We start from the raw sequence: 26875 nt of genomic DNA, 5'->3' as shown, positions 1-26875 counted from the left end.
AAAAACCGTACGTTTGATCATTTACATCCCCGCTCAGCTCCATAGAGCCGTGGCGCGATCTCTCAGCCTGTCGATTGCGCGTTCCGGCGTGAGGTAGTCAATCTCGCCACGCGTCAGGCCGATATCCATCAGCTCCCTGTCACTCAGGTCCTGCAAGGCGATTTGTGGACCCTGCCGCCAGCGCCAGTCCTGGAGCGCACGCCAGTATTGCGCGAGCAAGCCTGGGATGCTCCACGTCGAGGCAAGTTCGAGAGGGAGCCTCTCGGTCTCGGATGTCATGTTCGTCTGTTGGGGTGGCATCGGACGCTCCTGCTGTTGTGCCGGCAGGGAGCGTGGCCAAACAAAAGGCCCCGTCCGATGCCGGCGGGGCCTGGTGGAAAGATGTCGTCGTTGAATTCTTAGCGCACGACTCCTTCCACGGCCCAGCCGAAGCGGGTCATGTGAATGCAGTTGAGTTTGCGCACTGATTTGATCATCCGCTGCGATTACCACAGCAATCGCGCAAAATCAAGAGATGTGTAGAGGTTCGCTGCATCCTGGAGGCGAGTTCCTACCTGAGGGTGCCGGGCGCCGAAGCCGACGACGCCCGTCAAAGCCCTTCACGACTTCGTCTGCTTCGCTTCCACGTATCGTGCGAAGTTTTCGAGGATGGCCTGCCAACCGCCTTGCTGCTGCTCGACCGAGTGCGTCGATTCGCCATCGAAGACAACCCGGATCAGAACGCCCTTCGGGCCGGGCACAAACTCGACTTCGGCTTTTCGCTCGCCGAACGCGTATTCGATCCGCTTGTGCTCGATGATTTTCGTGTAGGTACCGGCGAAGTCGAAGCCCATGCTGCCGTCCTTGGCCTCCATGCGCGATGAGAAGACACCGCCTTCTCGCAGGTCGACGGTCGCCTTGGTCGTATGCCAGTCGTCGGACGCGGCGTTCCACTTCATGATGTCGGCAGGCGTCGTATAAGCGCGCCAGACCTGATCGATGGGGGCTGCTACGTTGGTTTCGACGGTGATCCTCATAAACAGTGCTCCTGGTTCGATTTTTGCCGGCTCAAGGTGACGGCATCACGTCAATTGTGCGGGGTCCATCCGCCGCACTTCCGGGATGTGTCCATCCAAGGACGATCGAGACTGGCCCATGCCGACAGGGTCGAGCCGTCAATGCGTTGAAAATATGAAAAAGTTAACCCCGCACCAGCGAGACCAGCCAGCGGCGGCCGAACAGCGCGAGGATGGCGAGCGCATAGACGATCGTGCCCCCGACGGCCAGCAGAAGCAGCGTCAATTCGTCCCGGAAGTGCATCGACCCCAACGAAGGACCGCCAAAGCGCGCGATCAGCCAGAAGGCAGCGGCCAGGATGATCCCGGTCAGCAGAAATTTGGCGAGCGACAACAGCCAGGCGCGGTCCAGCACGAGAAAGCCTCGCCGCACCGCGAAGAACAGCACCAGCATCAGATTGGTCCAGACGCCGACGGCAGTGGCCAGCGCAAGCCCGATCTGGGCCAGCGATCCCATCAAGGCGACCTTGAGGGCGACGTTGACCGCGATGCCGGTCAGCGACGCCCGCACCGGCGTCGCCGTGTCCTTGCGCGCATAGAAGGTCGCGACCGCGCTGCGGATCAGCACGAAAGGAATGAGGCCGATGGCATAGGCCGCGAGCGTGGCGCCTGCGGCGGCGGCATCGGCTTTCGAGAACGCACCACGGGCGAACAGCGCGCGCATGATCGCGTCGGGCACGGTGAGGAAGGCGGCGACGAACGGCACCGAGAACAGCAGCGTGAAATCGAACGCACGGCGCTGCGCCTTCATCGCGCCGTCATGGTCGTTGGCCGTGATCCGCCGCGACATCTCCGGCAGCAGCACCGTGCCGATGGCAATGCCGATCACGCCGATCGGGAGCTGGTTGAGCCGGTCGGCATAATACAGCGCCGACAACGCGCCGGCGGGCAGGAAAGTCGCGATGATGGTGTCGGCGAACAGCGCAAGTTGCGTGCCCATCGAGCCCAGCGTCGCAGGTCCCAACGCCCTGAAGAAAGCGCGGACGTCTTCGTCGAGCTTGAGTGGTGCAAAGCGCGGCAGGCCGCCATGGCGGGCGAGATCGCCGGCGAGCAGGACATACTGCAAAAAGCCGGAGATCAGGACGCCCCAGGCGGCGGCGTGGCCCGCGCTGGGAAACCAGGCGGCAAGCGCCAGCGTCATCATCATCGAGATGTTGAGGAAGATAGACGCGGCTGCGGCGCTGGCGAAGCGCTGCATCACGTTGAGCATGCCGCCATAGAGCGTCACCAGCGTGATCAGCAGCAGATAGGGAAAGGTGATCCGGGTCAGCTCGATCGCGAGCTTGCGCTGTTCGGCGTCATCGGAAAAGCCGGGCGCCAGAATGCTCATGGCCTGCGGCATGAACAGCCAGGCCACGATCAGCAGCAGAACCTGCGAGCCCAGCAGCAGCGTGAAAATGCGGTCGGCGAACAATCTTGCCGCCCCCTCCCCGCGCTCGCCATGGACGTGCGCATAGGCCGGCACCCAGGCGGCGTTGAAGGCGCCCTCGGCGAAGATCGCACGGAAATGATTGGGCAGCCGCAGCGCCACGAAAAAGGCGTCGGCCACGGGCCCGGCGCCGAGAATCGCCGCAAGCATGATGTCGCGGGCAAATCCCGTCAGCCGCGAGAGCAGCGTGTAACCACCAACCGTGAAGATACGTCCGAGCATGCGTCTGTTTTAGAGACTTATCGAACAGAGGTCGATTGCATCTTGCGATGCGCATTGCTGTGCCCTCTCCCCTTGTGGGAGAGGGCAGCGCCGCAAGTAGACACAAACTCGATAGGGTGAGGGGTCTCTCTCCCAGCTTTCGATGCGGAGAGAGACCCCTCACCCGTCTCGCCGCTTTGCGGCGAGCCACCCTCTCCCACAAGGGGAGAGGGTAAGAACGGTGAACTCAGCCCGCGATCGCGCCGCGCACGGCCGCGATGATTCGCTCCTGATCGGCCTCGGTCAGATAGGCATGCATCGGCAGGCTGATGACGTCCTGCGAGAGGCTCTCGCAGCCCGGCAGGCCGCCCTCGGCAACCGGGTACTGCTTGTAGGCCGTCTGCTGATGCATCGACTTGCCGTAGTAGATCGCCGTCGGCACACCCTGGGCCTTCAACGCGGCGGCAAAGCCGTCGCGGTCGGTGCCCTCAGGAAGGCGGATCGTGTACTGCGCCCAGACCGACGTATTGCCGGGAGCCACGCGCGGCACGGTGACCACATTGCTGAGACCGCGCGCGTAGCGCTCGGCGACCTTGTTGCGGGCGGCGATCTCGTCGTCGAAGATCTTCAGCTTCTCGATCAGGATCGCGGCCTGCATGGTGTCGAGCCGGCCGGTCAGGCCGAGACGGACGTTGTCGTATTTGTCGACGCCCTGCCCGTGCACGCGAATGCTGCGCAGCGTCGCCGCGAGCTCGTCGTCATCGGTGAAGATCGCGCCGCCGTCGCCGAAGCAGCCGAGCGGTTTTGCGGGAAAGAAGCTGGTCGCGGTGGCGAGCGCCAGGGTGCCGAGCTTGCGGCCCTTGTAGCTCGCGCCAAAGCCTTGCGCGGCGTCGTCGAGCACGAACAGGCCTTCGGCCCTGGCGATCTCGGCAATGGCGTCGTGATCGGCCGGCTGGCCGAACAAATCGACCGGAATGACCGCGACAGGCTTGAGGCCGGCCTGGCGGGCAGTCGCGATGCCGCGCTTGAGCGATCCCGGGCTCATGTTGAAGGTGGCTTCGTCGACGTCGACATAAACCGGCGTCGCGCCGGTCCGCGCCACCGGCGAAGCCGTCGCTATGAAGGTGAAGGACGGACACAGGACGGCGTCGCCCGGCCCGACATTCTTCGCCATCATCACCATCAGGATCGCATCGGTGCCGCTGGCGCAGCCGATGACGTGCTTGGCGCCGCAATATGCCGCAAGCTGCTTCTCGAGCTCGGCGACCTCAGGGCCGTTGACGAACTGACAATGGTCGAGAACGCGCTTCACGGCTGCATCGAGCGAATCGCCCAACCGGCGGCGCTGCGAGGCGACATCGATGAAGGGAATGGGGTCGGAACGCAAATGCTGGTTCATGGCCTGGTTCTTGGCGCCTTCTTGGCTGGTCGACATGGAAAGAGTTCAGCCGGCGACGCGGCGCGGACCCTTGCGGGCCGACGACGTGGCCGCGGGCCGTGACGGCGTTTCCAGGCACTGCGTCGCGATCTCGAGGCTGGCGACGCCTTCGTCGCCGGTGACCGCCGGCGTCTCGCCGTTGCGCACGGCCTTGAGGAACGCGATCAGTTCGGCGCGGAGCGGCTCGTCATGGCCGACCGGCAGATGCCGCATCGAATAGCTGCCGTCAGGCTTGAAGCCGAAGCATTCGGTGACCTGGCGCGTCAGGAGATCGCCCATCACGTATTTGCCGCGGGTCGCGACCGTGACGCTGCGCGCCTTGAACGGGGTCAGCCAGTTGGTGTTGATGTGCGCGAGCACGCCGTTGGCAGTGCGGAACTGCAAGAGCGCGATGTCCTCGCGCTCGGCGACCGCACTCGACAATTGCGGCTGCACCTCGACGATGTCGGATTCGGTGAACCAGCGGATCAGATCGATGTCGTGCACGGCGAGATCGATCACGACGCCGACATTGGACATGCGCGGCGGGAACGGGCCGACGCGCGTGATCGCGATCGACAGAATATCCTCGCCCGCGATCGCCTGCTTGACGGCCGCGACCGCCGGATTGAAGCGCTCGACATGGCCGACCATCAGCGTCACGCCGGCCTTTTGCGCAGCCGTGACGATCTCGCGGCCTTCCGCGACCGTGGACGCAATCGGCTTCTCGACCAGCACGTGGATGTTCTTGGCGATGCAGGCGAGCGAGACCTCGTGATGCAGATGAGTCGGCGCCGCAATGGTGACGGCATCGACGCCTTCGGCCAGCAGCTGGTCGAGCGTCTCGAAGCTCGCGCAATTGGCAAGCTCCATCGCCCGGGCGCGATGTGCCGGCGAAGGATCGACGACGCCGACGAGGTTGACGCCGGGAAGACCCGCGAGCACGCGTGCGTGGTTGCTGCCCATCACGCCGGCGCCAATGACGCCGACGCGCAAGCCGGCCTTTGCCGGTGCCGATCCTGTGGAACTCATGTGAGCAAACCCCGATTCAACGCAAATCCCCGAGGCGCTTCTAGCACGGTCGCCACATTTGTGGCGAATGCGGAGCTAGCGGTCCGGACACGATTTGATTCAAAAAGTTACACGTTTCCCGGGCCTTAAGCCTCTGAAGAGACCAAGCTTTTGGCCCGGGTCGCGTGATTCGGAGTGTGCTGGTTACGACCTTTGGTAGTCGTCTTCAATCCGGATGATGTCGTCTTCCCCGAGATAGCTTCCAGTCTGGACCTCGATCAGCTCCAGCATGATTTTACCGGGATTCTCCATCCGGTGCACCGCGCCCATCGGGATGTAGATGGACTCGTTCTCGTGCACACTTTTGACGGTCTCGTTAACGGTGACGCGGGCTGTGCCGCGAACGACGATCCAGTGCTCGGCACGATGATGGTGCTTCTGCAGCGACAGACGCCCGCCCGGCTTCACCACGATGCGCTTGACCTGGTGGCGCTCGCCATTGTCGACCGATTGGTAGCTGCCCCAGGGCCGATGCACCTTGAGGTGCTCCTCGGTGACCTTCGGCGCGACCGCCTTGAGTTTCGTGACCAGCCGCTTCAGCCCGTTGGCATCCTTTTGACGCGAGACGAGAACCGCGTCCGCAGTCGCGACCACGATGAGATCGTCGACGCCCTCGAGTGCGACCAGAGCAGAGTCTGTGGTGACGTTGCAGTTGCGGGAATCCTCGAACACGGCGGTGCCATGCGAAGCATTGCCTTGCGCGTCCTTGTCCGACAATTCCCACACCGCGTGCCAGGAGCCGACGTCGGACCAGCCGCACGACACCGGCACGACCGCTGCGCGCGCGGTCTTCTCCATCACCGCATAGTCGATCGAGATCGCCTTGGCCGCACCGAACGCCTCGGGCTCCAGCGTCACGAAGCCGAGATCGCGGCCGGCATTGGTCACGGCATTGGAAATCGCCTCCACGCTCGCCGCATCGACCTTGCGGTATTCGTCCAGCAATACGCTGGCCGGGAACATGAAGTTGCCGCTGTTCCAGAGATAGCCGGAATTGACGTAGTCGGCCGCCTTCACGGCATCCGGCTTCTCGACGAAACGCGCGACCGCGTGCACCTCGCCGGAGATGACCTCGCCCGGGCTGATATAGCCGTATTCGGTCGCCGGCCGCTCCGGCTTGACGCCGAACGTGACGATGCGCCCGGCGCTCGCGGCGGTGAGGCCTTGGCGGCACGCTGCGACGAACGCGGCATTGTCCTGCACCACGTGGTCGGCGGCGAGCGCGAGCACGATCGCTTCACTCGCGCGGTTCTGCGCGAACACCGCGCCGGCGGCGATCGCCGGGCCGGAATCGCGCCGCATCGGCTCGAGGATCACGTCGGCCTCGATGCCGATCTCGGCGAGCTGCTCCAGCACCATGAAGCGATAGGAGGCGTTGGTGATGACGATCGGGCGATCGAACAGCGAGGCCTCCGAGACGCGCAACAGCGTGTCCTGGAACGTCGAGCGCGTGCCGAACAACGGCAGGAACTGCTTGGGGCGCACCTCGCGCGAAGCCGGCCATAGCCGCGTTCCGGCACCGCCGCACATGATCAGGGGGATAATGCGTTTGTCCATCGTCATTTCAAACCTTGAACTCGTCCCGATACCAGGTGACAAAATTACGAACTCCGTGCGCGCTCGGCGTTGACGGTGCAGCGCCGGTGTCGCGCATCAGATCATCGACATCCGCGAACGTTTCCAAAAGGTTCTCGGCAGCAATTCTTTGATCGCCGTCCGGGTCAGCCCCTGCTCCAGAAATCCGACGCCGTGCGTCAGCTCTTCCGGATGGTGGTTGCCGACATTGTAGACCTTAGACGGCGCATTTGCGGCAGCCGGGTCATCCGCGGGCGCCAATCCGATGAAATCGGCGGCACCCGTGACCAAAATCGCCTGATCCCTCATCCTGTTCCCAACGTCTGCTTCGCCCGATCCGTCACTCGATCGTTCGCCCGCGTCGCCTCTTTAGCCTCCGCCTCGACGGGGTCGCAATAGCTCCGCTGCCCCCATGAGGGCTCTCGATCACCGCTATTGCAAGATCGACGCCAAAACCATACCAAAGCGGCCGAATTCGGCGCCTTGCGTCGGGTTGCTTCAAAACCCTGGTTCATGCGGGCGAAATGCGCCGAATCCTGCTGTCGACGGCCAAGATCCTGATTTCCGGAGCGCTGCTCTACCTGGCGCTGCGCAAGGTCGATCTGTCCGAACTGTTTTCGCGCTTCACCGTGACCAGCCTGTTCTGGATCGGCTTGGCGATCGCGGTCGCGTTCCTGCAAATCTTCGTCGGCGTGTTGCGCTGGCGCGAGGTCAGCGACACATGCGGCGCCCCGCTCGAGCTCGGCCGGGCCATGCGCTACAACGTGATCGGATCGTTCTTCAACCAGACCCTGCCCTCGGCGATCGGCGGCGATGCGGTCCGGCTGTGGCTCGTCGCGCGCGCCGGCGCCGGCTGGCGCGCTGCGACCTACTCGATCTTCGTCGATCGCGCGATCGGTTTGATCGCGCTCGCGATCATCATCGTCGCGAGCCTGCCCTGGAGCTACAGCCTCATCGCCGATCCACACGGGCGCTCGGCGCTGCTGCTCGTCGACCTCGCGGCGCTCGCGGGTGGTCTCGGCTTCCTGGTCTTCGGCGCGCTGAAATGGCACTGGCTGAGAACCTGGTGGGCCACGCATCACATCCACGCCTGTGCCGTGATCGCCAACCGCGTGATCTTCAGCCGCTCGCGCGGACCAGCCGTCGTGATCCTGTCGCTCGCCGTGCATGTGCTGGCCGTCGTGGTCGCCTGGTGCGTCGTGCAGTCGATAGCGGCGCCGGTCGGCTTCAGCGACGTCTTTATGCTGGTGCCGCCGGTGATGCTGATCACGATGATGCCGATCTCGATCGCCGGCTGGGGCGTGCGTGAAGCCACCATGAGCCTCGCGTTCGGCTTCGCGGGGCTGGCCGCCAACGAGGGGGTCAACGTCTCGCTGCTGTTCGGCGTCGTGTACTTCATCGTCGGCGCGATCGGCGGCCTGGTCTGGATCCTCAGCGCGGAGAAAGCCGCGCAGGGATCGGCGCCGCTCGGGGTACCGGAGTGAACGCGGCCGTTGACGCGCTCGGCGCCGTACCCTCGCTGCTTGCCGTTGCGATTGCCGCGCTGGTGTCGGGCGTCATCACCTGGACCAGCCGTCCCCTGCTCCAGCGTTACGCATTGGCGCGGCCCAACGCGCGGTCCTCTCATCGCATCCCGACCCCGCAGGGTGCGGGCATCGCCGTGATATCAGCGACGCTGCTGGTCGCATCATCCTGGGCAGCCTGGGCGAACATCGCGATTCCGCCGGCGCTGATCGCTGCAACGGTCTTGATCGCCGTGGTCGGATTTGCCGACGACATCAAGTCGCTGCCGGTGCTCGTGCGCCTCGTGCTGCAGGCCGCAGCTGTCGGCGCCGTCGTGTTCACCACGCCCGAGACCGCGCGCATCGTGCCGGCGCTGCCGCTCGCGCTGGAGCGCGGACTCATCCTGCTGGCGGGCGTGTGGTTCGTGAACCTCGTCAATTTCATGGACGGGCTCGACCTGATGACGGTGGCGGAAGTGGTGCCCGTCACCGCCGCGCTGCTGCTGCTGGGACTGCTCGGCGATGTGTCGTGGCCGGCCGCGCTGATCGCCGCGGCGCTGTGCGGCGCCATGCTCGGCTTTGCGCCGTTCAACAAGCCGGTCGCGAAAGTCTTCCTGGGCGATGTCGGCAGCCTGCCGATCGGCCTTTTGCTCGGCTGGTGCCTGCTCGAGCTCGCCTGGCGCGGGCAGCCCGCCGCGGCGCTGTTGCTGCCGGCCTATTACCTCGTGGATTCCACCATCACGCTGTTCCGGCGCATCGCAAGGCGCGAGCAATTCTGGTCGGCGCATCGCTCGCATTTCTACCAGCGCGCCACCGACAATGGTTTCACGGTCCCGCGGGTGATTGGCGAGGTCTTCGCTCTCAATCTCGTGCTTGCCCTGCTTGCCGTTGTCACGATTCGTGCTAGTGCGACGGCGATCACGATCGCAGCGGCGCTGGCCGGTGCAATCGCAGTCGGATTCGTGCTGCGACGATTCGCGCGGCCTCAGGCGTCCTGAACCGTCAGTGCGAGGCACGGGCGTTCGTCGAGCGTAACCTGCGGTAGTGCGAATGCCTTGGCGCTGCGCCACGGAGCAGCGCCAGGCCGATCATCGAGATCTTCATGTCGCTTTCGTTCGCGGGCTGCGCAATGCGCCAGCACGACCGATTCGCGCGCTCATCGTTGCTCCGCCATTTCGGGGTTGCGCAACAATTCCTCGATCAGGGCGGCATAGGCGTTCATCGCTTTGGTCCGATCGAATCTCGCTGCGGCCTTGACCGCGCGCTCCGCCATGGCACGGTCGCCGCAACTGGACGCCGCACGGATCACTGCGGCCAGATGGTCGGAACGGCCCGGCGGCACGACCCAGCCGAGCCCGCTTTCCACGACGGTCAGCGCGGCCTCGGCCTCGGGTTCGGAGACCAGCACGACGGGACGACCAACCGCCAGCAAATTGTAGAAGCGGCTCGGCACCGACACCCCGGCAACATCCTTTCGATACGGAATGATCCAGACGTCGGCAGCCGCCAGAAACGTCTCGAGCTCGGCATCCTCGACACGCGCCACGAAGGTGATATTGGGCAGATTCGAGGCCCCCTGCAACTGTTTCAGGCGCTCGAAGCCGATGCCCCAGCCGGAGAGCAGGAAGTGAATGTCCGGTTCGTCCCTCAGCAGGCGCGCCGCCTCGAACACGATCTCCGGATCGTGCGTGAAGCCGAGATTTCCGGACAGGCCGACGACGAAGCGGGCCGCAAGCTTCTTGCGAAATGGATTGTCCTCTGTCACCGGCCGCACCGCGGGAACGAGTGTCGCCCAGTTCGGGATGAAACGGATCTTGTTTCGCGTCATGCCGCGATATCTCAGCAGCGGCCGCTCCGCATCGCGCCCGATGGTGATGACGGCATTGAGCGCGCGGAACATCAGGGCGTTGGCAGCGCGCATCGCTCGGGTCACGATCGAACCGGGCTTCAGAATCCCCGCCGTCACGAGCACGTCGGGGAACAGGTCGTGCAGGATCAGCGCCGAGCGCGCGCGCTTCAGCCGTGCTGCCGCTGCGACCGCGTAGGGCAGCATGAACGGCGCGGTGACGGTGACCACGACGTCACCGGGCCGCAGCTCGCGCATCAACGCAAGGAAGATGCGCGTGACGAACAGCAGTTCGGCCGCGCCGCGACGCAGCAGCGCCGCCTTGCCCGCCATGCGGTTCTTGATGGCGACGATGCGCGGCTTGCCCGGTCCGGTCTGCGAGGACGGCAACACGCCGGGCGAGCCCGACAGCACGACGACCTTGTGCTCGCTGGCGAGACGGTAGGCAATCTCGGCCATGATCGCCGCTGTCGTGCTGGGATCCGGTGGATAGTGCTGGCTCGCGACCACGATCTTGCCTTCGGATTGCATGGTCAGGCCGCGGTCGACCCGAATTCCGGGACCGCATCCTTCAGGATGGTCCTGATGGTGGCCCGGTCGTCGCGCGCGATCGCCTGCTCCAGCGCGGTGATCCATTTGCGCAGGGTCTGCATCGGCGGCTCGTTCGGCTGCGCGGCCATGATGCCGGCGACGCCGATCTCGCGGGTCGGCTCCTCCGAGGCGAACAGGATCTCGTGCAGGCGCTCGCCCGGCCGCATGCCCGTGAACACGATATCGACGTCGTAGCCGGGCTGCAGCCCGGAGAGGCGGATCATGCGCTCGGCGAGGTCGACGATCTTGACCGGCTGGCCCATGTTGAGCACGTAGACCGACACGTCGGGACGCTGCGTTCCGAGCGCATGCGCCGCCGCGGTGATGACGAGGTCGCAGGCTTCGCGGATGGTCATGAAGTATCGGACCATGTCGGGATGCGTGACCGTCACCGGCCCGCCGGCCTCGATCTGCGCCTTGAACTTCGGCACCACCGAGCCGTTCGACGCCAGCACGTTGCCGAACCGGACCGAGATCAGCCGCATCGGCGGCTTGGCGCCGCCGGCCGCGGCCGCAAGATCGTGGTCGAGCGCCTGACAATACATCTCGGCGAAACGCTTGGTCAGGCCGAGCATCGACACCGGTTCGATCGCCTTGTCGGTCGAGATCATCACCATGGCCTCGGCGCCGGCAGCAAGCGCTGCATCGGCGACGTTAATCGAACCGAAAATGTTGGTCTTGACCCCCTCGCTCCAGTCGCGTTCGAGGATCGGCACGTGCTTGAGCGCCGCGGCATGGAACACGATGTCCGGCTTGAACTCGGCCATCAGGCGCACGATGCGCTCACGGTCTCGGATGTCGGCGATCCGCCCTTCGATCGAAGCAGCGCTGCCGAGCACCGCGAGCGCTTCCGTGATCGCGTAGAGTGCCGGCTCGGAATTTTCCACGATCAGAAGGCGCGCGGCGCCGAACGCGACGACACGCTCGCAGATCTCGGAACCGATGGAGCCGCCCCCGCCGGTAACGATCACCGCCTTGCCCTCGATCAGGGCCTCGAGCCGCGCATAGTCGATCTTTTCGCTCGGCCGCAGCAGCAGGTCCTCGACGGCGACGGCCATGAGCCGTGGCGTATCGCCACTCTCGAGCGAGGGCATGCGGCTCACGATCACGCCGAGCTTGCGCGCCCGCATCAGGATCGATTCGGGGTGGGCCTCCGGCTCGAACGCCGTCGGCGTCATCACGACGCGCGCGATTCCCTTGCCGCGCTTGGTGAAGTCGGCGATGACATCCTCGATGTCGTCGACGCCGCCCAGGACAGGGACGTTGCGGATGGACTGGCCGCGATCGGAACTCGACGGCGAGAGCACACCGACCGGCCAGATGTGCTTGATCGCCCCGCTCTCGATTCCGCGCAACAGCACCTCGGCGTCCGCGGCGCGGCCGATCAGCAGCGTCGGCGCGGCATCTCCGGTACGGGCGTGACGCCGAACCCGCGTATAGCGGAAATAGCGGTAGGCCATGCGCAATGCGCTGAGGAAGGTGATCTCGAGGAACCAATAGAGGACGATGGTCACCTTGCCGAGGAAGAAGGCGCCGCGGACGTTGGGGGCGACAAAGATGTAGTCGAGCACCAGGAGTGCAACCGTCAGCACGGTGGCGACGCGGATGATGTTCAACGCGTCGGGCAGCGAGATGAAGCGCCATTTCGTCGTGGTCAGGTTGAAGACGAAGAACACGACTACGCTAAAGGCGAGGAAATAGGGCAGGATCTGGATCAGCAGCGGCAGGCGATCGAAGAAGCCGTCGCCGCCCTCGAAGCGCACATATAAGGCGGCAAACAGCGCCGCCGCGGTCGCCAGCAGGTCGTGGAGCGCGATCAGGAGATTGCGCAAAGTGAGATGCGAGAGCCGCGTCACGACCGATGAAAATCCAGTTAGGTTCAACCTGACCGCGCTGATAGCCCATCTCGGCAAGAGTTGCCAGTCAGGCCTTGCCGGCCGTGCGGCGGCTCAGGAACCGTTTTCCCCCACCTCGCCGCGCCGCGCCGCGCCGGCCCGGATCGCCATGCCGCCGGCAACGCCAACGCCGATGACGTACATCCAGCCTTCGTGAAAATCGAACAGATGGGAGTTGAATAGGGAGGTGAAGACGTTCTGGATCACGACCAGCAGGCCGATCCAGTTGGCAATGCCATGGCCGCGAAACAACAGCAGGTGCGCGATCCAGATCGTATAGAGAACCGCGATGCCGATGACGCCCCATTGCACGGCGACATGCAGCGTCTGGTTATGCGGATTGGGAAAGACCCTGACCCCCTGGACCCATTCCTCGCCCTTGGAAACCTTCTCGAACAGCTCATAACCGGACCCCGTGCCGTGCCCTGCGACTGGAGCTTGCGCAAAAAAATGAATTGAATTTTGCCAGTACACAAGTCGCTCGCCCATGGAGGTCGGGACTTTCTGCTGGGTGAAAAGCCGATAGTCCCTGGAAAACGTGTCCGCGGTCTTGCGCAATTGCGGCGAGGCCTGCCAGGCGAGTGCGGCACCGGCGAGCAGGACGGCGGAGATGATCGCGATGCTGCGCCGGGTCAGGTGCAGCAACGCGAACACGGCGACCATGATCGGTACGGTGAGGAGCGCGGTACGGGACACCACCACGAAGGCCATATTGACGAAGAAGCTGAGCGCCAGGGCCGTCACCCCCCCCGCGAGCCAGTAGCGCTTGTCGCGCAGCAGCGCCACGACCGGATAGGCCAGCGCGATCGCGCAGAGGGTAAATTCCTGGCTCTGGTCGATGTAGTTCTTGACGAAGATGCCACGCTCGAGCGGATCACCGGGTTTCAGCGACAGGCCGGGGTAGAAGGCCACCAGCCACGACATCACGGACAGCAACGCACAGGATACCAGGAAGGCGATGAAGACCCAGTGCCCGCGCGCCGAACGCTCGAAATGATACAGCAGGACGGGAATTACGAGTAGCTTGACGGTTGGACCGACGGCATAGAAGCGCGTGCCCCAGGCGACATCCGACCACAGCGTTCCCAGCAGCGCGAGGAGGAACAGCGCGATCGGCGCTGCCGAGATCGGGCGCTTCAGCGACTGCAGAAATGCCCTGACATCAAGGAAGGGCACCATGCAGATCAGCATCAGGACATTGAATATCGCCGCAAGCGACGTCGACCATGGCAGCGAGGCCGCGGTCAGGATCGCAAACAGATCGACCGTCTCGGACCAGGCCGCCGGACTGCGCAGACGCCGCCACAGCACCTGGCCGGTCGTCTCCCCCGCGAGCGTCGTCACTTGCCCCCTCCCCGCGCGCGATGAACCAGCGCCGTCGTGCTGAAGCCCTGGAGAATGTCGACCAGCACGACCGTCCCGCCCGCGGCCTCGACGACCTCGTGGCCGACCACCTGCTCGCGGCTGTAATCGCCCCCTTTGACCAGCGCGCTCGGCTTGATGCGGATGATCAGGTCGATCGGCGTATCCTCATCGAAAATAACCACGAGATCGACGGCTTCGAGTGCCGCCAGCACTTCGGCACGCGCTCGCTCGTCCTGAACGGGGCGGTCGGCGCCCTTCAGCCGCCGCACCGAGGCATCGCTGTTGAGGCCCACGATCAGGCGGTCGCAGGCGGAGCGCGCCGCTGTCAGCACCTTGACGTGGCCGGGATGCAGGATGTCGAAGCAGCCATTGGTGAAGCCGACGCGCTGGCCTTGCTTCTTCCATTCCGCGAGCTGCGCGTCGAGCGCACCAGGCTCGAGCACGATCTTCTCTTCGGCCGCGAGATAGGCATGCGGCAATATCTTTCGCTTCAGCTCGGCCGCACTCACGCTTGCGGTGCCCTGCTTGCCGACGGCGACGGCGGCCGCGGCACTGGCCATGCGAAGCGCCGTGTCCCAGTCCGCGCCCGTGGCCAGCGACACCGCGAGTGCCGCGGCGACGGTGTCGCCGGCGCCGGAAACGTCGCGCACCTTGACCGGGAACGCCGGAACGTGAACGGCCTCGCCGTTGCGCGGCACCAACGTCATGCCGTGCTCACCTTGGGTGACCAGGATCGCTTCGCAGTCGGCGAGCCGCATCACGTCCTCGCTGGCATCGACGATGCTCTGCGGCGTGTCGGCGCGGCTTCGGGTCGCTTCCGAAAACTCCTTGCGATTGGGCGTGAGCAGCGTGGCGCCGCGATAGATCGCCCAGTTCAGGCTCTTGGGATCGACGATCACGGGCTTGCCGAGTTTTCGCGCGGCGTCGATGGTGTGGCGGATGACGCGGGCGGTCAGCACCCCCTTGGCGTAGTCGGACAGCAACACGACGTCGGCGCGCGCGATCTGCGGCAAGATCGCTTCAATCAGCTTGGTCTCGATCGTATCGGAAGCAGGCTGTGCCTGCTCCCAATCCGCACGCAGCATGTGCGTGGAAAAATGCTCGGAGACGAAACGGACTTTTCGCGTGGTCGGACGCGAGGGATCACACACCAGAACGCTTTCGATTGCGCCCTGCTCCGCAAGCGTCGAGGCGAGCTGCCTGCCCGCATCGTCCTCGCCGACGAGGCCGACGAAGATGCAGCGCGCGCCGAGCGCGGCGACGTTGCGCGCGACGTTTCCGGCACCGCCGACATGGATCTCGCTGCGCTGTGCCGCGATGACCGGCGCCGGCGCTTCCGGCGAGATCCGCGACACCTCGCCATAGACGAACTCGTCCAGCATGATGTCGCCGATGCACAGGACCGTGCGGCCCGAGATGGCTTGCGCGAGGGCATCGAAATCGAGAATGGGCGTCGGCATGATGATGGGCCTCAGCGGAAGCGGTCGGGCCGGTCGAGATAATCCCCGACATAGGCCTTCACTGCGTCCTCGAGCGTCGTGAAGCCGCCATTATAGCCGGCGCGGTGGAGGCGATCGACCTCGCTCTGGGTGAAGTACTGGTAGCTGCCGCGGATCTGCTGGGGCATGTCGATGTATTCGATGTTGGGGCTGGCGCCGAGCGCGGCATAAGCCGCCAGCATCAGATCCCTGAAGCTGCGCGCCTTGCCGGTGCCGACATTGAAGATGCCGGACACCGAGGGCGTTGCCAGCAGCCACATGATCACGCGCACGACGTCGTCGACATAGATGAAATCGCGGCGCTGGTCGCCGTCCGCGATGCCCTCGCGATGCGACTTGAACAATTGCACGACGCGGCCCGCTTTGACGTCGTAGAAGCGCCGCGCCAGCACGCTCATCATCGAGCCCTTGTGGTATTCGTTGGGGCCGAACACGTTGAAGAATTTCAGCCCGGCCCATTGCGGCGGCAGCTTCTCGCCCTTCGCTGCGCGCTCGGCGACGGCGAGATCGAACAGGTGCTTGCTCCAGCCGTAGAGGTTCATCGGCCGCAGTTTCTTCAACGCAGCGACCGAGACATCGTCGTCAAATCCTGCCTCGCCGTCGCCATAGGTCGCCGCCGAGGAGGCGTAGATCAACGGCACCGCATTCGCCGTGCACCAGTCCAGGAGGCGCATCGACAGGCGGAAATTGGTCTCGAACACCAGGTCGCCGTCGGTCGCAGTGGTCGCGGATATCGCCCCGAGATGGATCACGGCATCGAGCTTGCGGCCCTTCAGCCAGTCCGGCAGTTCAGCCGGCGGCACGATATCCACAAGCTGCCGCTTGGCGAGATTGCGCCATTTGCCCTCGGTGCCAAGGAGATCGCAGACGACGACGTCGCTGCGGCCGGCCTCGTTCAGCGCGGCGAGGACATTCGATCCGATAAAACCGGCCCCGCCGGTCACCAGCAACATTTCACCTAGCCTGCCCGATGTTTGCGACCCGATCTTGCCCTAGCGCATGATCCTCTAAAGTGTAAGCGGTTTTGGGATGGCCGCTCAGCCGGCTTTACCTGCCGGCCCGGAGCGGCTAACCGAAGCGCCACATCAGCGCACCTTCGGCCTTATTAACGAATGAACCAAGATTCGCAACTTAGTGGCGAGGCAGATCGGAGCGACACGCGCCCGATCCTGATCGTGCCCTACATGTGGATCGGCGATTTCGTCCGGAATCACACCGTCGTGCGGGTCCTGAACGAGCGCTGGCCGAACCGGCCGGTCGATCTGCTCACGACCTCCCTGTGTGCCCCCCTGGTCGATTACATGCCCGGCGTGCGCGATGCGATCGTCTGGGACCTGCCGCGCGGCCGGCTCGCCGTGGGCCGCCAGCTCGGCCTGGCGAAGCTCCTGCGCGAGCGGAACTACGGCACCGCCCTGGTGCTGCCCCGGACCTGGAAGGCCGCCATCGCGCCCGCTTTGGCCGGGATTCCGGAAAGGGTCGGCTTCGTCGGCGAATTCCGGTTCGGCCTGCTCAACCGCTGGCGCTGGGGCGAAAAGAAGCTGCCCCGCTTCATCGACAAGAACGCCGCCCTCGCCCGGCCCGATGGCGCCCCGCTGCGGCCGGAATGGCCGGTGCCGCAGTTGCGGGTCCCGGCCGAGGACATCGTCCGCTGGCGGCAGGCTAACGGCCTCAGCGCAGGCGCTGCGGTAGCGCTCGCCCCCGGCTCGGTCGGGGTCTCAAAGCGCTGGACCTACTATCCCGAGGCCGCCCGCTTGCTCGCCGAGCGCGGCCTCGAGGTCTGGGTGGTCGGCGGCCCCGGGGAAAAGGGCTTGGCCCAGGAGATCGTCGGGGCCGGCGGCGCCGGGGTCCGGGACCTCACCGGCAAGGATCTGCGCAACGGCGTGCTGGCCATGGCTGCGGCCGGCGTCGCGATCTCCAACGATTCCGGCCTGATGCACATCGCAGCCGCCCTGGGCACGCCGACCATGGGCATCTTCGGCCCGACCAGCCCCTATCTCTGGGCCCCCCTTAACGGCCTCGCCGCGACCGTGGTGCAGCACAAGAGCGTGCTCTCCTGCCAACCCTGCCAGAGCACGATCTGCAAGATGAACGACCACCGCTGCATGCGAGATATCCCGGCGCAAGACGTGGTCGAGATCGCAAGAGACGTGCTGGCGAGGACGCAGGGACTTGGAAATGTCTGACGGCCGCGCGGCGAAGCCCGCCGCATTCCTCGATCGCGACGGCGTCATCAACCGTGACGATGGCTATATCGGCACGCAAGACCGCATCCGCTGGATGCCCAACGTTGCCAGGGCCATTCGCCGCCTCAACGAGGCCGGCTATTGGGTATTCGTCTTCACCAACCAGTCCGGCGTCGCGCGCGGCCTCTTCACCGACGCCGACGTGAACCGGCTGCACGGCTGGATGTGCGCCGAGCTCGCCCGTGACAGCGCGCGGATCGATGACATCCGCTTCTGTCCATACCATCCGCAAGGAACGGTCGCCGGCTACATCGGAGAGCATGATTGGCGCAAGCCCGCACCCGGTATGTTGCACGATCTCATCCAGCACTGGCCGGTGCAACTCGACGGAAGCTTCGTAATCGGAGATCAGGCTCGGGACATCGAGGCCGGCAAGGCGCTTGGACTGCCGGGCTTTCTCTTTCCAGGCGGCGACCTCGACGCGTTCGTGACCGAGGTGCTCGCCCGGACCACGCGACCGTAGACCGCGGCGATCCGGCGGGACATCGAGCCGAGAAAGAACGTCAACGGGTGCCGTGCCGGAGTGTATCCGAGGGGGTCGCGCACAATCTACAATGCCATCTACTTGCAGTGTCTCGTCCGACGGCTCAAACAAGTTCGAAAATCCGCATTTGCATTGCGCAGGCCGCCAAGCCATGGATTCCGCTGCCCGACTAGTGCATGGGCATATATTTTCTCCGCTCGCTCAGAGCAGTGGCCGATAGACCTCACCGATCCGGGCTGCCTCGGCATCGAGGCTGAATCGTTCGAGCACCCGTGCCCGCCCGCGCTCACCCATAGCGTTCGCGGCGGCCACGTCACGCATCAACGGCTCCAGCGCTGCAGCCAGCGCATCCGCATCACCGGTCGGGATCAGCACGCCGGTCACACCATCCTCGACGACGAGTTCGGCCGCGCCGGCGCGCGCGGCGACCAGCGCGCTGCCGGCCGCCATCGCCTCGATCAACGTCAGGCCAAAACCTTCGTTGCGCGAGGTGAAGGCGTAGATGGTCAGCCGCTGATACCAGCGCTGCACGTCTTCGATCGGCAGCTCGCCGGTGATGACGATGCGCGATTGCAGGCCGGCGGCCTCGATCCGCTTCTTCAGGTCGTTTGCAAAAGCGGTTTGCTCGGGTGTGACCTGGCCTACGATGACAGCGGTGAAATCCGGATAGCGCGGCAGCAGGCGGCACATCGCATCGACGAACACATCGGTGCCCTTCTGCGCACGTACACGGCCGAAGCAGCCGATCGCGTAGCGGCCCGGCAGCGCGGCTTCCGCGAAGGCCGCAGCGCGATCCGCCGGCGGCGCATAGACGGCGGTGTCGACGCCGTGCGGAATCACCGTCGCCTTCACTTTCAGGAACGAAGCCGAAAGATCTGATGTCGCGATGATCGCCTCCATGCGCCGGATCAGCGAGCGCGTGATCCAGCTATGATGGCGTTGCGCCGCCGAGGTGAAGACGAGCTTGAGCGGCCAGCCGAGCGCGCGCAACAGCACGCCCGCGATCATCTCGTTGTTGCGGCGCGCGTGCCAGATCACCGGCGCCTTGCGGCGCCACAATCTCAGGAGATCGGCACCGCCCAGGCGCGCGATGCCCTCCGGCGCGTCGGAGCCGAACCACGCGGCGCGATAGAGCTTTGCCAGCCGCGGCGCCACCATCCGGTTGGTCGCGGTGACCCCGGAATAGCGCCTGTGCAGATTTGGCACGATCACTTCGAGATCGCTTGGGGAATTCGCCACGCCACGCTCCGTTTCGAAAGTCCCTATACGCAACATTAAGCATAGTGACCAGTTCAGCCGCGCCGATACCCACTCTTCACCACGTAAACGTTAGCTTGGAGCGTTGATCGAAGACGGGTGAGATCATGACTGTGCTTGTCACCGGCGGTGCCGGCTATATCGGGAGCCATACGGTTCTGGCGCTGGCGGAAGCTGGCGAGGACGTCGTCGTGATCGACGATCTCTCCACCGGTTTCTCGGCCTATCTGCCCGAAGGCGTGCCGCTGTTCATTGGCGATGCCGGCGACGAGAACCTGCTCGAAGGCGTGATCGCCCAGCACAACATCGAGAGCATCATCCATTTCGCGGGCTCGGTGGTCGTGCCGGATTCGATGCGCGATCCGCTCGGCTATTACCGCAACAATTTCACGACCGCGCGCAACCTGCTCAACGTCGCGGTCAAGCGCGGCATCGACCGCTTCATCTTCTCCTCGACCGCGGCGGTCTACGGCGATCCGGACCAGGTGCCGGTGCCCGAGCATGCGCCGACGCGACCGCTGTCGCCCTACGGTTCGTCGAAGCTGATGACCGAGATCATGCTGCACGACGTCGCCGCCGCCTACGGCATGCAATACGTGACCCTGCGCTATTTCAACGTTGCGGGTGCCGATCCGCAGGCCCGCATCGGCCTTGCCACCGTCGGCGCCACGCATCTGCTCAAGATCGCGGTGGAAGCCGCGACCGGCCAGCGCGCCAAGATCGACGTGTTCGGCACCGACTATCCGACCCAGGACGGCAGCTGCATCCGCGACTTCATCCATGTCACGGACCTGTCGCAGGCGCATCGCTCGGCGCTCGCCTATTTGCGCAACGGCGGCGCCTCGACGACGCTCAATTGCGGCTATGGCCGCGGCTACTCGGTGCTGGAGACCATCGACGCGGTGCGCCGTGTCTCGGGCCGCAGCTTCGCCGTGCAATACGCCCCGCGCCGGCCCGGCGACATCATGACCATGGTCGCCGACACCAGCCGCATCCGCGGCCTGCTCGACTGGAAGCCGCAATACGACGACCTCGAGACCATCGCAGCCCATGCGCTGGCCTGGGAGGACAAGCTGTTCCGCGAGCGTCACGGCGAGCTCCGCCACGCCGCCTCGGCCTAGATTCCATCCGGGCGCAAGCCCTTAATTGGGCTTGAAAAGCGCTGGCTTAGCGGGCACAGAGGCCGTTCGATCCCTGACGCGCGGGCAGGCTTATTCCTGTGCCGTCAATGGACTGCGGATGGCTCAGTTTCCAAAGAAAATCACCGACGATCCCTATGCGGCAGCGGTCCTGATTCGCCGCCTGGTCACGGAACAGGGGATCATCTACTGGCGGCGCTACCTCGTCGCCTTCGCGCTGATGGCGCTTGCCGCCGGATCGACCGCGGGCGCGACCTACGTGCTCGGCCAGGTCATCAACCAGGCCTATGTCGACAAGAACATCCCGGGCATCGCGATGTTCTCGGGCATCACGGTGATCCTGCTCTTCATCAAGGGCGTGGCGACCTACGGACACATGGTGATCCTGACCAACATCTCCAACGCGATCCTCGCCACCAACCAGCGCCAGCTGTTCGCCAAGCTGATGCGCGAGAGCGTCGGATTCTTCTCCGAGCGGCATTCGTCGGAATTTCTGGCGCGGCTGACAGCTGGCGCAAAGTCCATCACCGATGTCCTCAACATGCTGGTCAATGCGGTCGGGCGCGACCTCATGATGCTGCTCGCCATGATCGGCGTGATGGTGTGGCAGGATCCGGTGATGTCGTTCATCGGCCTCGTCGCGGTGCCGCCGGCGATGCTGGTGCTGCGCAAGCTGGTCAAGCGCATCAAGGGGCTCGCCTACAACCAGTTCACCGGCACCGCCGACATCCTGGAGACGATGCAGGAGTCGCTGCAGGGCATCCGCACGGTGAAAGCGTTCACGCTCGAAGACACCATGCAGAACCGCATCGACGAGAATATCGCGATCGTCGAGCGCAACGCCAACAAGATGGCCCGCGTCGCCAACCGCTCCAATCCGCTGATGGAGATGCTCGGCGGCTTCGCGGTCGCTGGCTGTTTGCTTTACGGCGGCTATAGCGTGGTCGCGCTCAACGCCACGCCCGGCGCGTTCTTTTCCTTCATGACCGCCTTCCTGATGGCGACCGAGCCGGCCAAGCGGCTGGCGCGGCTCAACATCGATCTCAACAGCCAGCTCGTCGGCGCCCGCATGCTGCTCGAAGTCGTCGACAGCCCCGCGAGCGAGCATTCCGACGACGACAAGCCGGCGCTGAAACTCTCGAACGCACGCATCGAGCTGCGCGACGTCAGCTTCTCCTATCGCAACGGTGAGACCGTCCTTAACCGCATGAGTTTTGTTGCCGAGCCCGGCAAGGTCACCGCATTGGTCGGCCCCTCCGGCGGCGGCAAATCGACCGTGCTGGGGTTGCTGCTGCGCTTCTACGAGGTGACGCAAGGCGACATCGTGATCGACGGCCAGTCGATCGGCGCCGTCTCGCGAAAATCGCTGCGGGCCCAGACCGCCTATGTCGGCCAGGACGTCTATCTGTTCCGCGACACCATCCGCAACAACATCGCCTTCGGCCGCGCGGGCGCGACCGAAGACCAAATCATCGATGCTGCGAAAGCAGCCTGTGCGCATGATTTCATCATGGGCTTCCCGCTCGGCTACGACACGCCCGTCGGCGAGCACGGCACGCAGCTGTCCGGCGGCCAGCGCCAGCGCATCGCGGTCGCGCGCGCGCTGATCAAGAACGCGCCGATCATCCTGCTCGACGAAGCCACCGCCGCGCTCGATTCTGAGTCCGAGCGGCAGGTGCAGGAGGCGATCGAGCATCTCTGCCAGAACCGCACCACCATCGTGATCGCACATCGCCTGCACACCATCATGCACGCCGATGCGATTCTGGTGGTCGAGGGCGGCGAGATCGTCGAGCAAGGCCGGCATGACGAGCTGCTCCGCCGCGGCGGGCGCTACGCCTCGTTCTTCCGCCTGCAACATCACGTCGCCGGCGCTCTGGCGCCGATCAGCGCAACCGCATAGAGTTCCCTTCACCTTAAGAGCAGCGAGATCGCACCATGAACGCCGCCTCCTACGTCATCCCGCTTCCGGCCCAGGCTTCTCTTCCCGTCGTCGGGGAAAGCGGGCGTTATCCCGTGCGCCGCATCTGGTGCGTCGGCCGCAACTATCTCGAGCACATCCGCGAGATGGGCAATGACGAGCGCGCCCCGCCGTTCTTCTTCGCCAAGCACGCCGACATGCTGGTGCCCGACGGCGCCACCATTCCCTATCCGCCCCTAACCAAGGATTTGCATCACGAGGTCGAGCTGATCGTCGCGATGAAGAGCGGCGGCCTCAACATTTCCGCCGACAAGGCGCTCGACCATGTCTACGGCTATGCCGTCGGCATCGACCTGACCCGCCGTGACCTGCAGATCGCCTCGCGCAAGAAGGAGCGTCCGTGGGAGGTCGGCAAGTCGTTCGACTATTCGGCGCCCTGCTCCGCGGTGCAGCCGGCATCGAAAATCGGCCATCCCACCAAGGGCAAGATCTGGCTCACGGTCAACGGCAAGGAAGCGCAGAAAGGCGACCTCACCGAGCTGATCTGGAACGTGCCCGAGATCATCTGGCAGCTCTCGCAGCAGGTGAAGCTCGCCGCCGGCGACATCATCATGACGGGCACGCCGGCCGGCGTGTCGCAGCTCCAGCCCGGCGACAAGCTTGAATGCGGCGTCGACGGCGTCGGCACGCTGAAGGTCTCGATCGGCCAGCCGGAGTAAGGCTCACGACGGCTCTAACTAAGAAGGCCTCGGGCATGTCCGGGGCCTTTTGCATTTCGCTGGCGGACGATGCCGATCTACCAGGCCTTCACCGGCCGATCGGCGTGGCTTGTCTGCGGCACACCCCGATTGAGCGACATGTGCGAATGCGCGCAGAGCCAGCTATCGCCATATCTTGAAAACACCATCGTGGCCCGGCCGGGGCGCGGAAACGCGCTGCCGTCGGGATGATAGCCCGTGCTCGTCCACGGCACGATCACGGTCGCCATCGTGCCATCGGACGATGCCAGGATCGAGGCCTGGTCGATGACGAAACGGAAGTCGGCCGTCTTGGGCCAGACGTTGTCCCATTGCGTGGTGACCCATTGGTCGAGGCCGGGAATGATGTCGTTGCGCGTGCCGAAGGCCAGCACATCCGGATGGAAGAGCGGCCGCGCCGAAGCATAGTCGACCTCGCGGACATAGCCCGCGAAGGTCTCCAGCCAGTGACGAAAGAACTGCGTGATCTCAGCATTCGCGGTCGGCAAGGAGGCCATCGCCTGCTCCATGTTCGGCAACTCAATCGTGGCAATCTTGTTGCCATGAGGCGAACCGTCCAGCAAGATATGTGGAGAGCACCGGTGGAGATCGATCGACGAACCGGGCCGATTTCATGGAGCCAGACTCATGAGACGCCTTCTCCTTGCGGCCGCACTTGTCGTTTCGTGCAATGCAGCCAGCGCGCAGTCCGGTCAGCCCTATGCCGGCCTTGAGCAGCGCCCCATCAAGGCGCTATCGCACCAGCAGATCGACGATCTTCGAGCCGGACGTGGCATGGGCCTGGCGCTTGCCGCCGAGCTCAACGGATATCCCGGTCCGAGCCATGTTCTTGAGTTCGGTGACCGGCTTGACTTGACCGCGGATCAGCGCATCCGGGTTCAGCGCCTGTTCGAGGCCATGAAGCAAGAGGCGGTCCCGCTGGGTAACAAGCTGGTCGAGCAGGAAACGGAGTTGGACCGGCTCTTCTCTGCCCGCGTCGTGACATCGGAGTCACTCAAGGCGACCCTCGTTGCCATTTCGGAAACCCAGGCACTGCTCCGCGAAAGCCACCTCAAATATCATCTGTCGACAACCGCCTTGCTCGATCAGAGCCAAATGCAGCGATACGCGGAGCTGCGCGGTTACCAACGCCCCGATAGCTCCGAAGCACACAAGCACCATCACTAGACGCGATCATCGCAGCGCCGACAGCACGACCGCGTGATCGCGCTTCAGGTCAGCGGGCCGGCACCCGCTCCCGGCTACAGCTTCAACCACATCAATCTCGGCGACAGCACCGAGAAACTGATGGCGCAGTTCGGCGGCCCCTTCCATGTCGGGCCGAGCGGGCTGGAGAAGACCGAGCTCTGGACCTATCACCCATAGCCCTTCTCATTCGAAGTGCAGGCGGACCGTGTCACGTCAATCCGGATCAGCGATCCAACCGTCCAGTAATAGATCGTACGGGGCCCTGATCACGCCCGTGACAGGGCCTGGAGACCCTTGAAGGTCAGGCGCTTGGGGTCGGTGACGCCGGCGAGATACAGGCGGCGGATAAACGCGATGACGGCGTCGCGGTCGCAATCGGTCAACGCGACGACGGCGTCGACCGCGATTCTCTGGGCTTCCATTGGGCTCACCTCGGCCTTGCAAGTAACCCCGGCCGAGACAGGCTAGGACTCCGCGGTTAATCCGGCGTTAACCGTTCGGGCAATATGGCTGATTCAGCCTAGCGGCCGTATACGCAAAACAACGCATTGCCCGTGCGCGCAGCGGCTCACCGCGCAGTGATGCCCTTCTTGAGCCGAGCAAACTGCTTCTTCAGCCGCGGCACCGCAAAGTCCGTGAAGGTCCGCACCTTCGGCACCGAGAGCCGGCCCTGCGGACAGATCAAATGCGCGGGCATCTCGGGATCCTCGTCGCCGGGCAGCACGATCTCGAGCTCGCCGCGCGCGACCTGCTCACCCACCTGGTACGAATACATTCGCGCCACACCGCGGCCGGCGACGGCCGAGGCCACCGCCGCATAGGTGCTGTTGACGACAAGGCGCGGCGTGAACTGTACCGTGCGGGCTGCCGACGACCCGGCCTGCGGTGCAAAGGTCCAGGAATTGGGGAGATGGGCCATCGCGACGATCTGGTGCTTGGCGAGATCGCCGGGCTCGGTGATGCGCGGGTGCTGCTTCAGATAGCGCGGTGATGCCACCACGACGCGGCTGATCTCGCCGACCCGCATCGCGACCATCGCTGAATCCGCGAGATGACCGATGCGAAGCGCGACGTCGACCCCCTCCTCGATCAGATTGACCGCACGATCGAACAGCAGGAGTTTTGCCGACACGGTCGGATAGGCATCGAGAAACGCATCGAGGATCGGCCGCAGCACCATCTCACCCGACACCACCGGAGCAGTGATCGTGAGCAAACCGCGGGGCGCCGTGCGCGGCCCGGCTGCGATGTCGTCGGCCTCCTCCAACTCGGTGAGCACGCGCCTGCAGACCGCGACATAGCGCTCGCCCTCCTCGCTCAGCTTGATGGAGCGTGTGGTCCGGTGCAGCAGCTCGGCACCGACCCGCTGCTCCAGGAAAGCAATGGCGCGGCTGACCGCCGCCGGCGAACGGCCGAGCTTGCGGCCCGCAGCGGCAAGGCTTCCCTCGTCCACCGCAAGGACAAACACCTTCATCGCATCCAGACGATCCATGCGTTTCCCACCAGCCCATCGAGCTCCGAATGCAAGCTAGGCGTTCGCTCCCGCTGCGACAACCACTGCCGGGCGTCGGCCCGGCATTCGTTCGCGCCGCGAAAGAGTGTCTGCCGGACAGCGCATATTCGCAGCCGGCCCGCTGCGGCGTACCTCATCCGCCAAGCCAGCCGTCGCTGGCGCAGGTTCTGAAAGCCAACAACAGGAGCCAATCATGGGTATCGAGCAGAAGGTTGCCATCATCACCGGTGCCTCGCAGGGCATCGGTGCCGCCCTGGTCCAGGGTTTTCGCGATCGAAATTATCGCGTCGTCGCGACAGCGCGCTCCATCAAGCCGTCGGGCGATGACGAAGTCCTCGCCATTGCCGGCGACATCGCCGACCGGAACACTGCCGAGCGGGTGGTCTCGCAAGCCGTCGCCCGCTTCGGCCGCGTCGACACGCTGGTCAACAACGCCGGCATTTTCGTCGCAAAGCCGTTCACGCAGTACACGGCGGAGGACTATGCGGCGGTGATGGGTACCAACGTCGCGGGCTTCTTCCACGTCACGCAGCTCGCTATCGCCGAGATGGAGAAGCAGGGGTCCGGCCACGTTGTCCAGATCACAACCACGCTGGTCGACCAGGCCAATTCGAACGTGCCCTCGGTGCTAGCCTCGCTGAGCAAGGGCGGGTTGAGCGCCGCGACCAAGTCGCTCGCGATCGAATATGCCAAGCGCGGTATCCGCGTGAACGCGGTGTCGCCCGGCATCATCAAGTCGCCGATGCATCCCGTCGCGACGCACGCCCAGCTCGATGCGCTGCATCCTGTCGGCCATATGGGCGAGATGTCCGACATCGTCGATGCCGTGCTCTATCTCGAGGGCGCCTCCTTCGTCACCGGCGAAATCCTGCATGTCGACGGCGGCCAGAGCGCGGGCCACTGAACGCTAGCGCCTTCGCGCGCAC

At 64.8% G+C, this 26875-nt stretch carries 26 protein-coding genes; 10 read left to right on the top strand and 16 right to left on the bottom strand.

What is annotated here, in order from left to right:
• Window positions 1–33: 33 nt before the first annotated feature.
• The 7 genes from AC0L3C_RS03960 to AC0L3C_RS03930 form a co-directional block, all read right to left on the bottom strand.
• Complete coding sequence (locus AC0L3C_RS03960) at window positions 34–300, bottom strand: DUF1127 domain-containing protein (protein WP_473407238.1); 267 nt, start codon at window positions 298–300, stop codon at window positions 34–36.
• 299 nt (window positions 301–599) lie between these two features.
• Window positions 600–1016: an SRPBCC family protein gene (locus AC0L3C_RS03955; RefSeq protein WP_473407237.1), complete on the bottom strand. Its 417-nt coding sequence runs from the start codon at window positions 1014–1016 to the stop codon at window positions 600–602.
• 163 nt (window positions 1017–1179) lie between these two features.
• Complete coding sequence (murJ, locus tag AC0L3C_RS03950) at window positions 1180–2706, bottom strand: murein biosynthesis integral membrane protein MurJ (RefSeq protein ID WP_473407236.1); 1527 nt, start codon at window positions 2704–2706, stop codon at window positions 1180–1182.
• Window positions 2707–2932: 226 nt separating this feature from the next.
• Entirely contained in the window at window positions 2933–4120 is a 1188-nt protein-coding gene (locus AC0L3C_RS03945; RefSeq protein ID WP_473407235.1) for a DegT/DnrJ/EryC1/StrS family aminotransferase, read from the bottom strand.
• A 9-nt stretch (window positions 4121–4129) separates the two neighbouring features.
• Window positions 4130–5134 carry a Gfo/Idh/MocA family oxidoreductase gene (locus AC0L3C_RS03940; protein WP_473407234.1) on the bottom strand — a complete coding sequence of 335 codons (1005 nt, stop codon included), beginning with the start codon at window positions 5132–5134 and terminating at the stop codon, window positions 4130–4132.
• Between the two features lie 183 nt (window positions 5135–5317).
• Window positions 5318–6730 carry a mannose-1-phosphate guanylyltransferase/mannose-6-phosphate isomerase gene (locus tag AC0L3C_RS03935; RefSeq protein ID WP_473407233.1) on the bottom strand — a complete coding sequence of 471 codons (1413 nt, stop codon included), beginning with the start codon at window positions 6728–6730 and terminating at the stop codon, window positions 5318–5320.
• 96 nt (window positions 6731–6826) lie between these two features.
• Entirely contained in the window at window positions 6827–7057 is a 231-nt protein-coding gene (locus AC0L3C_RS03930) for a hypothetical protein (protein WP_473407232.1), read from the bottom strand.
• A gap of 215 nt (window positions 7058–7272) precedes the next feature.
• Between AC0L3C_RS03930 and AC0L3C_RS03925 the strand changes: the two genes are divergently transcribed.
• Complete coding sequence (locus AC0L3C_RS03925) at window positions 7273–8232, top strand: lysylphosphatidylglycerol synthase transmembrane domain-containing protein (RefSeq protein ID WP_473407231.1); 960 nt, start codon at window positions 7273–7275, stop codon at window positions 8230–8232.
• Complete coding sequence (locus AC0L3C_RS03920) at window positions 8229–9248, top strand: MraY family glycosyltransferase (protein ID WP_473407230.1); 1020 nt, start codon at window positions 8229–8231, stop codon at window positions 9246–9248. Before AC0L3C_RS03925 ends, AC0L3C_RS03920 begins: the two co-directional genes overlap by 4 nt.
• A gap of 158 nt (window positions 9249–9406) precedes the next feature.
• On the opposite strand, the gene AC0L3C_RS03915 is transcribed toward AC0L3C_RS03920, so the two are convergent.
• From AC0L3C_RS03915 to rfaD, 5 genes are all read right to left on the bottom strand, one after another.
• Window positions 9407–10627 (bottom strand): glycosyltransferase family 4 protein, encoded by a 1221-nt coding sequence (locus AC0L3C_RS03915; protein WP_473407229.1) that lies wholly within the window; start codon window positions 10625–10627, stop codon window positions 9407–9409.
• Window positions 10628–10629: 2 nt separating this feature from the next.
• A complete protein-coding gene (locus AC0L3C_RS03910; protein ID WP_473407228.1) occupies window positions 10630–12543 on the bottom strand; it encodes an SDR family NAD(P)-dependent oxidoreductase in 1914 nt (637 codons plus the stop codon).
• 93 nt (window positions 12544–12636) lie between these two features.
• Window positions 12637–13926: an O-antigen ligase family protein gene (locus AC0L3C_RS03905; RefSeq protein ID WP_473407227.1), complete on the bottom strand. Its 1290-nt coding sequence runs from the start codon at window positions 13924–13926 to the stop codon at window positions 12637–12639.
• Complete coding sequence (rfaE1, locus tag AC0L3C_RS03900; protein ID WP_473407226.1) at window positions 13923–15407, bottom strand: D-glycero-beta-D-manno-heptose-7-phosphate kinase; 1485 nt, start codon at window positions 15405–15407, stop codon at window positions 13923–13925. The genes AC0L3C_RS03905 and rfaE1 overlap by 4 nt, the downstream gene beginning before the upstream one ends.
• Window positions 15408–15418: 11 nt before the next feature.
• Window positions 15419–16399, bottom strand: a complete 981-nt coding sequence (rfaD, locus tag AC0L3C_RS03895; RefSeq protein WP_473407225.1) for an ADP-glyceromanno-heptose 6-epimerase — start codon at window positions 16397–16399, stop codon at window positions 15419–15421.
• A gap of 159 nt (window positions 16400–16558) precedes the next feature.
• Here rfaD and waaF point away from each other — a divergent pair, with 159 nt between their 5' ends.
• Window positions 16559–17629, top strand: a complete 1071-nt coding sequence (waaF, locus tag AC0L3C_RS03890) for a lipopolysaccharide heptosyltransferase II (RefSeq protein ID WP_473407224.1) — start codon at window positions 16559–16561, stop codon at window positions 17627–17629.
• A complete protein-coding gene (locus AC0L3C_RS03885; RefSeq protein ID WP_473407223.1) occupies window positions 17622–18152 on the top strand; it encodes a D-glycero-alpha-D-manno-heptose-1,7-bisphosphate 7-phosphatase in 531 nt (176 codons plus the stop codon). Before waaF ends, AC0L3C_RS03885 begins: the two co-directional genes overlap by 8 nt.
• Window positions 18153–18374: 222 nt before the next feature.
• Here the strand turns inward: AC0L3C_RS03885 and AC0L3C_RS03880 are convergent, their stop codons facing one another.
• Window positions 18375–19412, bottom strand: a complete 1038-nt coding sequence (locus AC0L3C_RS03880; protein WP_473407222.1) for a glycosyltransferase family 4 protein — start codon at window positions 19410–19412, stop codon at window positions 18375–18377.
• A 125-nt stretch (window positions 19413–19537) separates the two neighbouring features.
• Between AC0L3C_RS03880 and galE the strand changes: the two genes are divergently transcribed.
• From galE to AC0L3C_RS03865, 3 genes are all read left to right on the top strand, one after another.
• On the top strand, window positions 19538–20551 hold the full coding sequence (gene galE / locus AC0L3C_RS03875) for a UDP-glucose 4-epimerase GalE (RefSeq protein WP_007612473.1): 1014 nt from the start codon (window positions 19538–19540) through the stop codon (window positions 20549–20551).
• 118 nt (window positions 20552–20669) lie between these two features.
• On the top strand, window positions 20670–22472 hold the full coding sequence (locus AC0L3C_RS03870; protein WP_473407221.1) for an ABC transporter ATP-binding protein: 1803 nt from the start codon (window positions 20670–20672) through the stop codon (window positions 22470–22472).
• A 35-nt stretch (window positions 22473–22507) separates the two neighbouring features.
• On the top strand, window positions 22508–23209 hold the full coding sequence (locus AC0L3C_RS03865) for a fumarylacetoacetate hydrolase family protein (RefSeq protein ID WP_473407220.1): 702 nt from the start codon (window positions 22508–22510) through the stop codon (window positions 23207–23209).
• A gap of 77 nt (window positions 23210–23286) precedes the next feature.
• Here AC0L3C_RS03865 and AC0L3C_RS03860 read toward each other — a convergent pair whose 3' ends face one another.
• Window positions 23287–23745: a YybH family protein gene (locus AC0L3C_RS03860; RefSeq protein WP_473407219.1), complete on the bottom strand. Its 459-nt coding sequence runs from the start codon at window positions 23743–23745 to the stop codon at window positions 23287–23289.
• Window positions 23746–23875: 130 nt separating this feature from the next.
• On the opposite strand from AC0L3C_RS03860, the gene AC0L3C_RS03855 reads away from it, so the two are divergent.
• Window positions 23876–24415 (top strand): hypothetical protein, encoded by a 540-nt coding sequence (locus AC0L3C_RS03855; protein WP_473407218.1) that lies wholly within the window; start codon window positions 23876–23878, stop codon window positions 24413–24415.
• A gap of 33 nt (window positions 24416–24448) precedes the next feature.
• Entirely contained in the window at window positions 24449–24613 is a 165-nt protein-coding gene (locus AC0L3C_RS03850; protein ID WP_473407217.1) for a hypothetical protein, read from the top strand.
• 89 nt (window positions 24614–24702) lie between these two features.
• On the opposite strand, the gene AC0L3C_RS03845 is transcribed toward AC0L3C_RS03850, so the two are convergent.
• On the bottom strand, window positions 24703–24858 hold the full coding sequence (locus AC0L3C_RS03845; RefSeq protein WP_007612486.1) for a hypothetical protein: 156 nt from the start codon (window positions 24856–24858) through the stop codon (window positions 24703–24705).
• A 146-nt stretch (window positions 24859–25004) separates the two neighbouring features.
• The gene (locus AC0L3C_RS03840; RefSeq protein ID WP_473262048.1) at window positions 25005–25928 is read right to left on the bottom strand and encodes a LysR family transcriptional regulator; all 924 of its coding nucleotides are present in this window, start codon (window positions 25926–25928) and stop codon (window positions 25005–25007) included.
• Between the two features lie 214 nt (window positions 25929–26142).
• Here AC0L3C_RS03840 and AC0L3C_RS03835 point away from each other — a divergent pair, with 214 nt between their 5' ends.
• Complete coding sequence (locus AC0L3C_RS03835) at window positions 26143–26853, top strand: SDR family NAD(P)-dependent oxidoreductase (RefSeq protein WP_473407216.1); 711 nt, start codon at window positions 26143–26145, stop codon at window positions 26851–26853.
• Window positions 26854–26875 lie beyond the last annotated feature (22 nt).

The sequence above is a fragment of the Bradyrhizobium sp. WSM4872 genome, from assembly GCF_055811715.1.
This window is presented reverse-complemented; position numbering and strand designations above follow the sequence as displayed.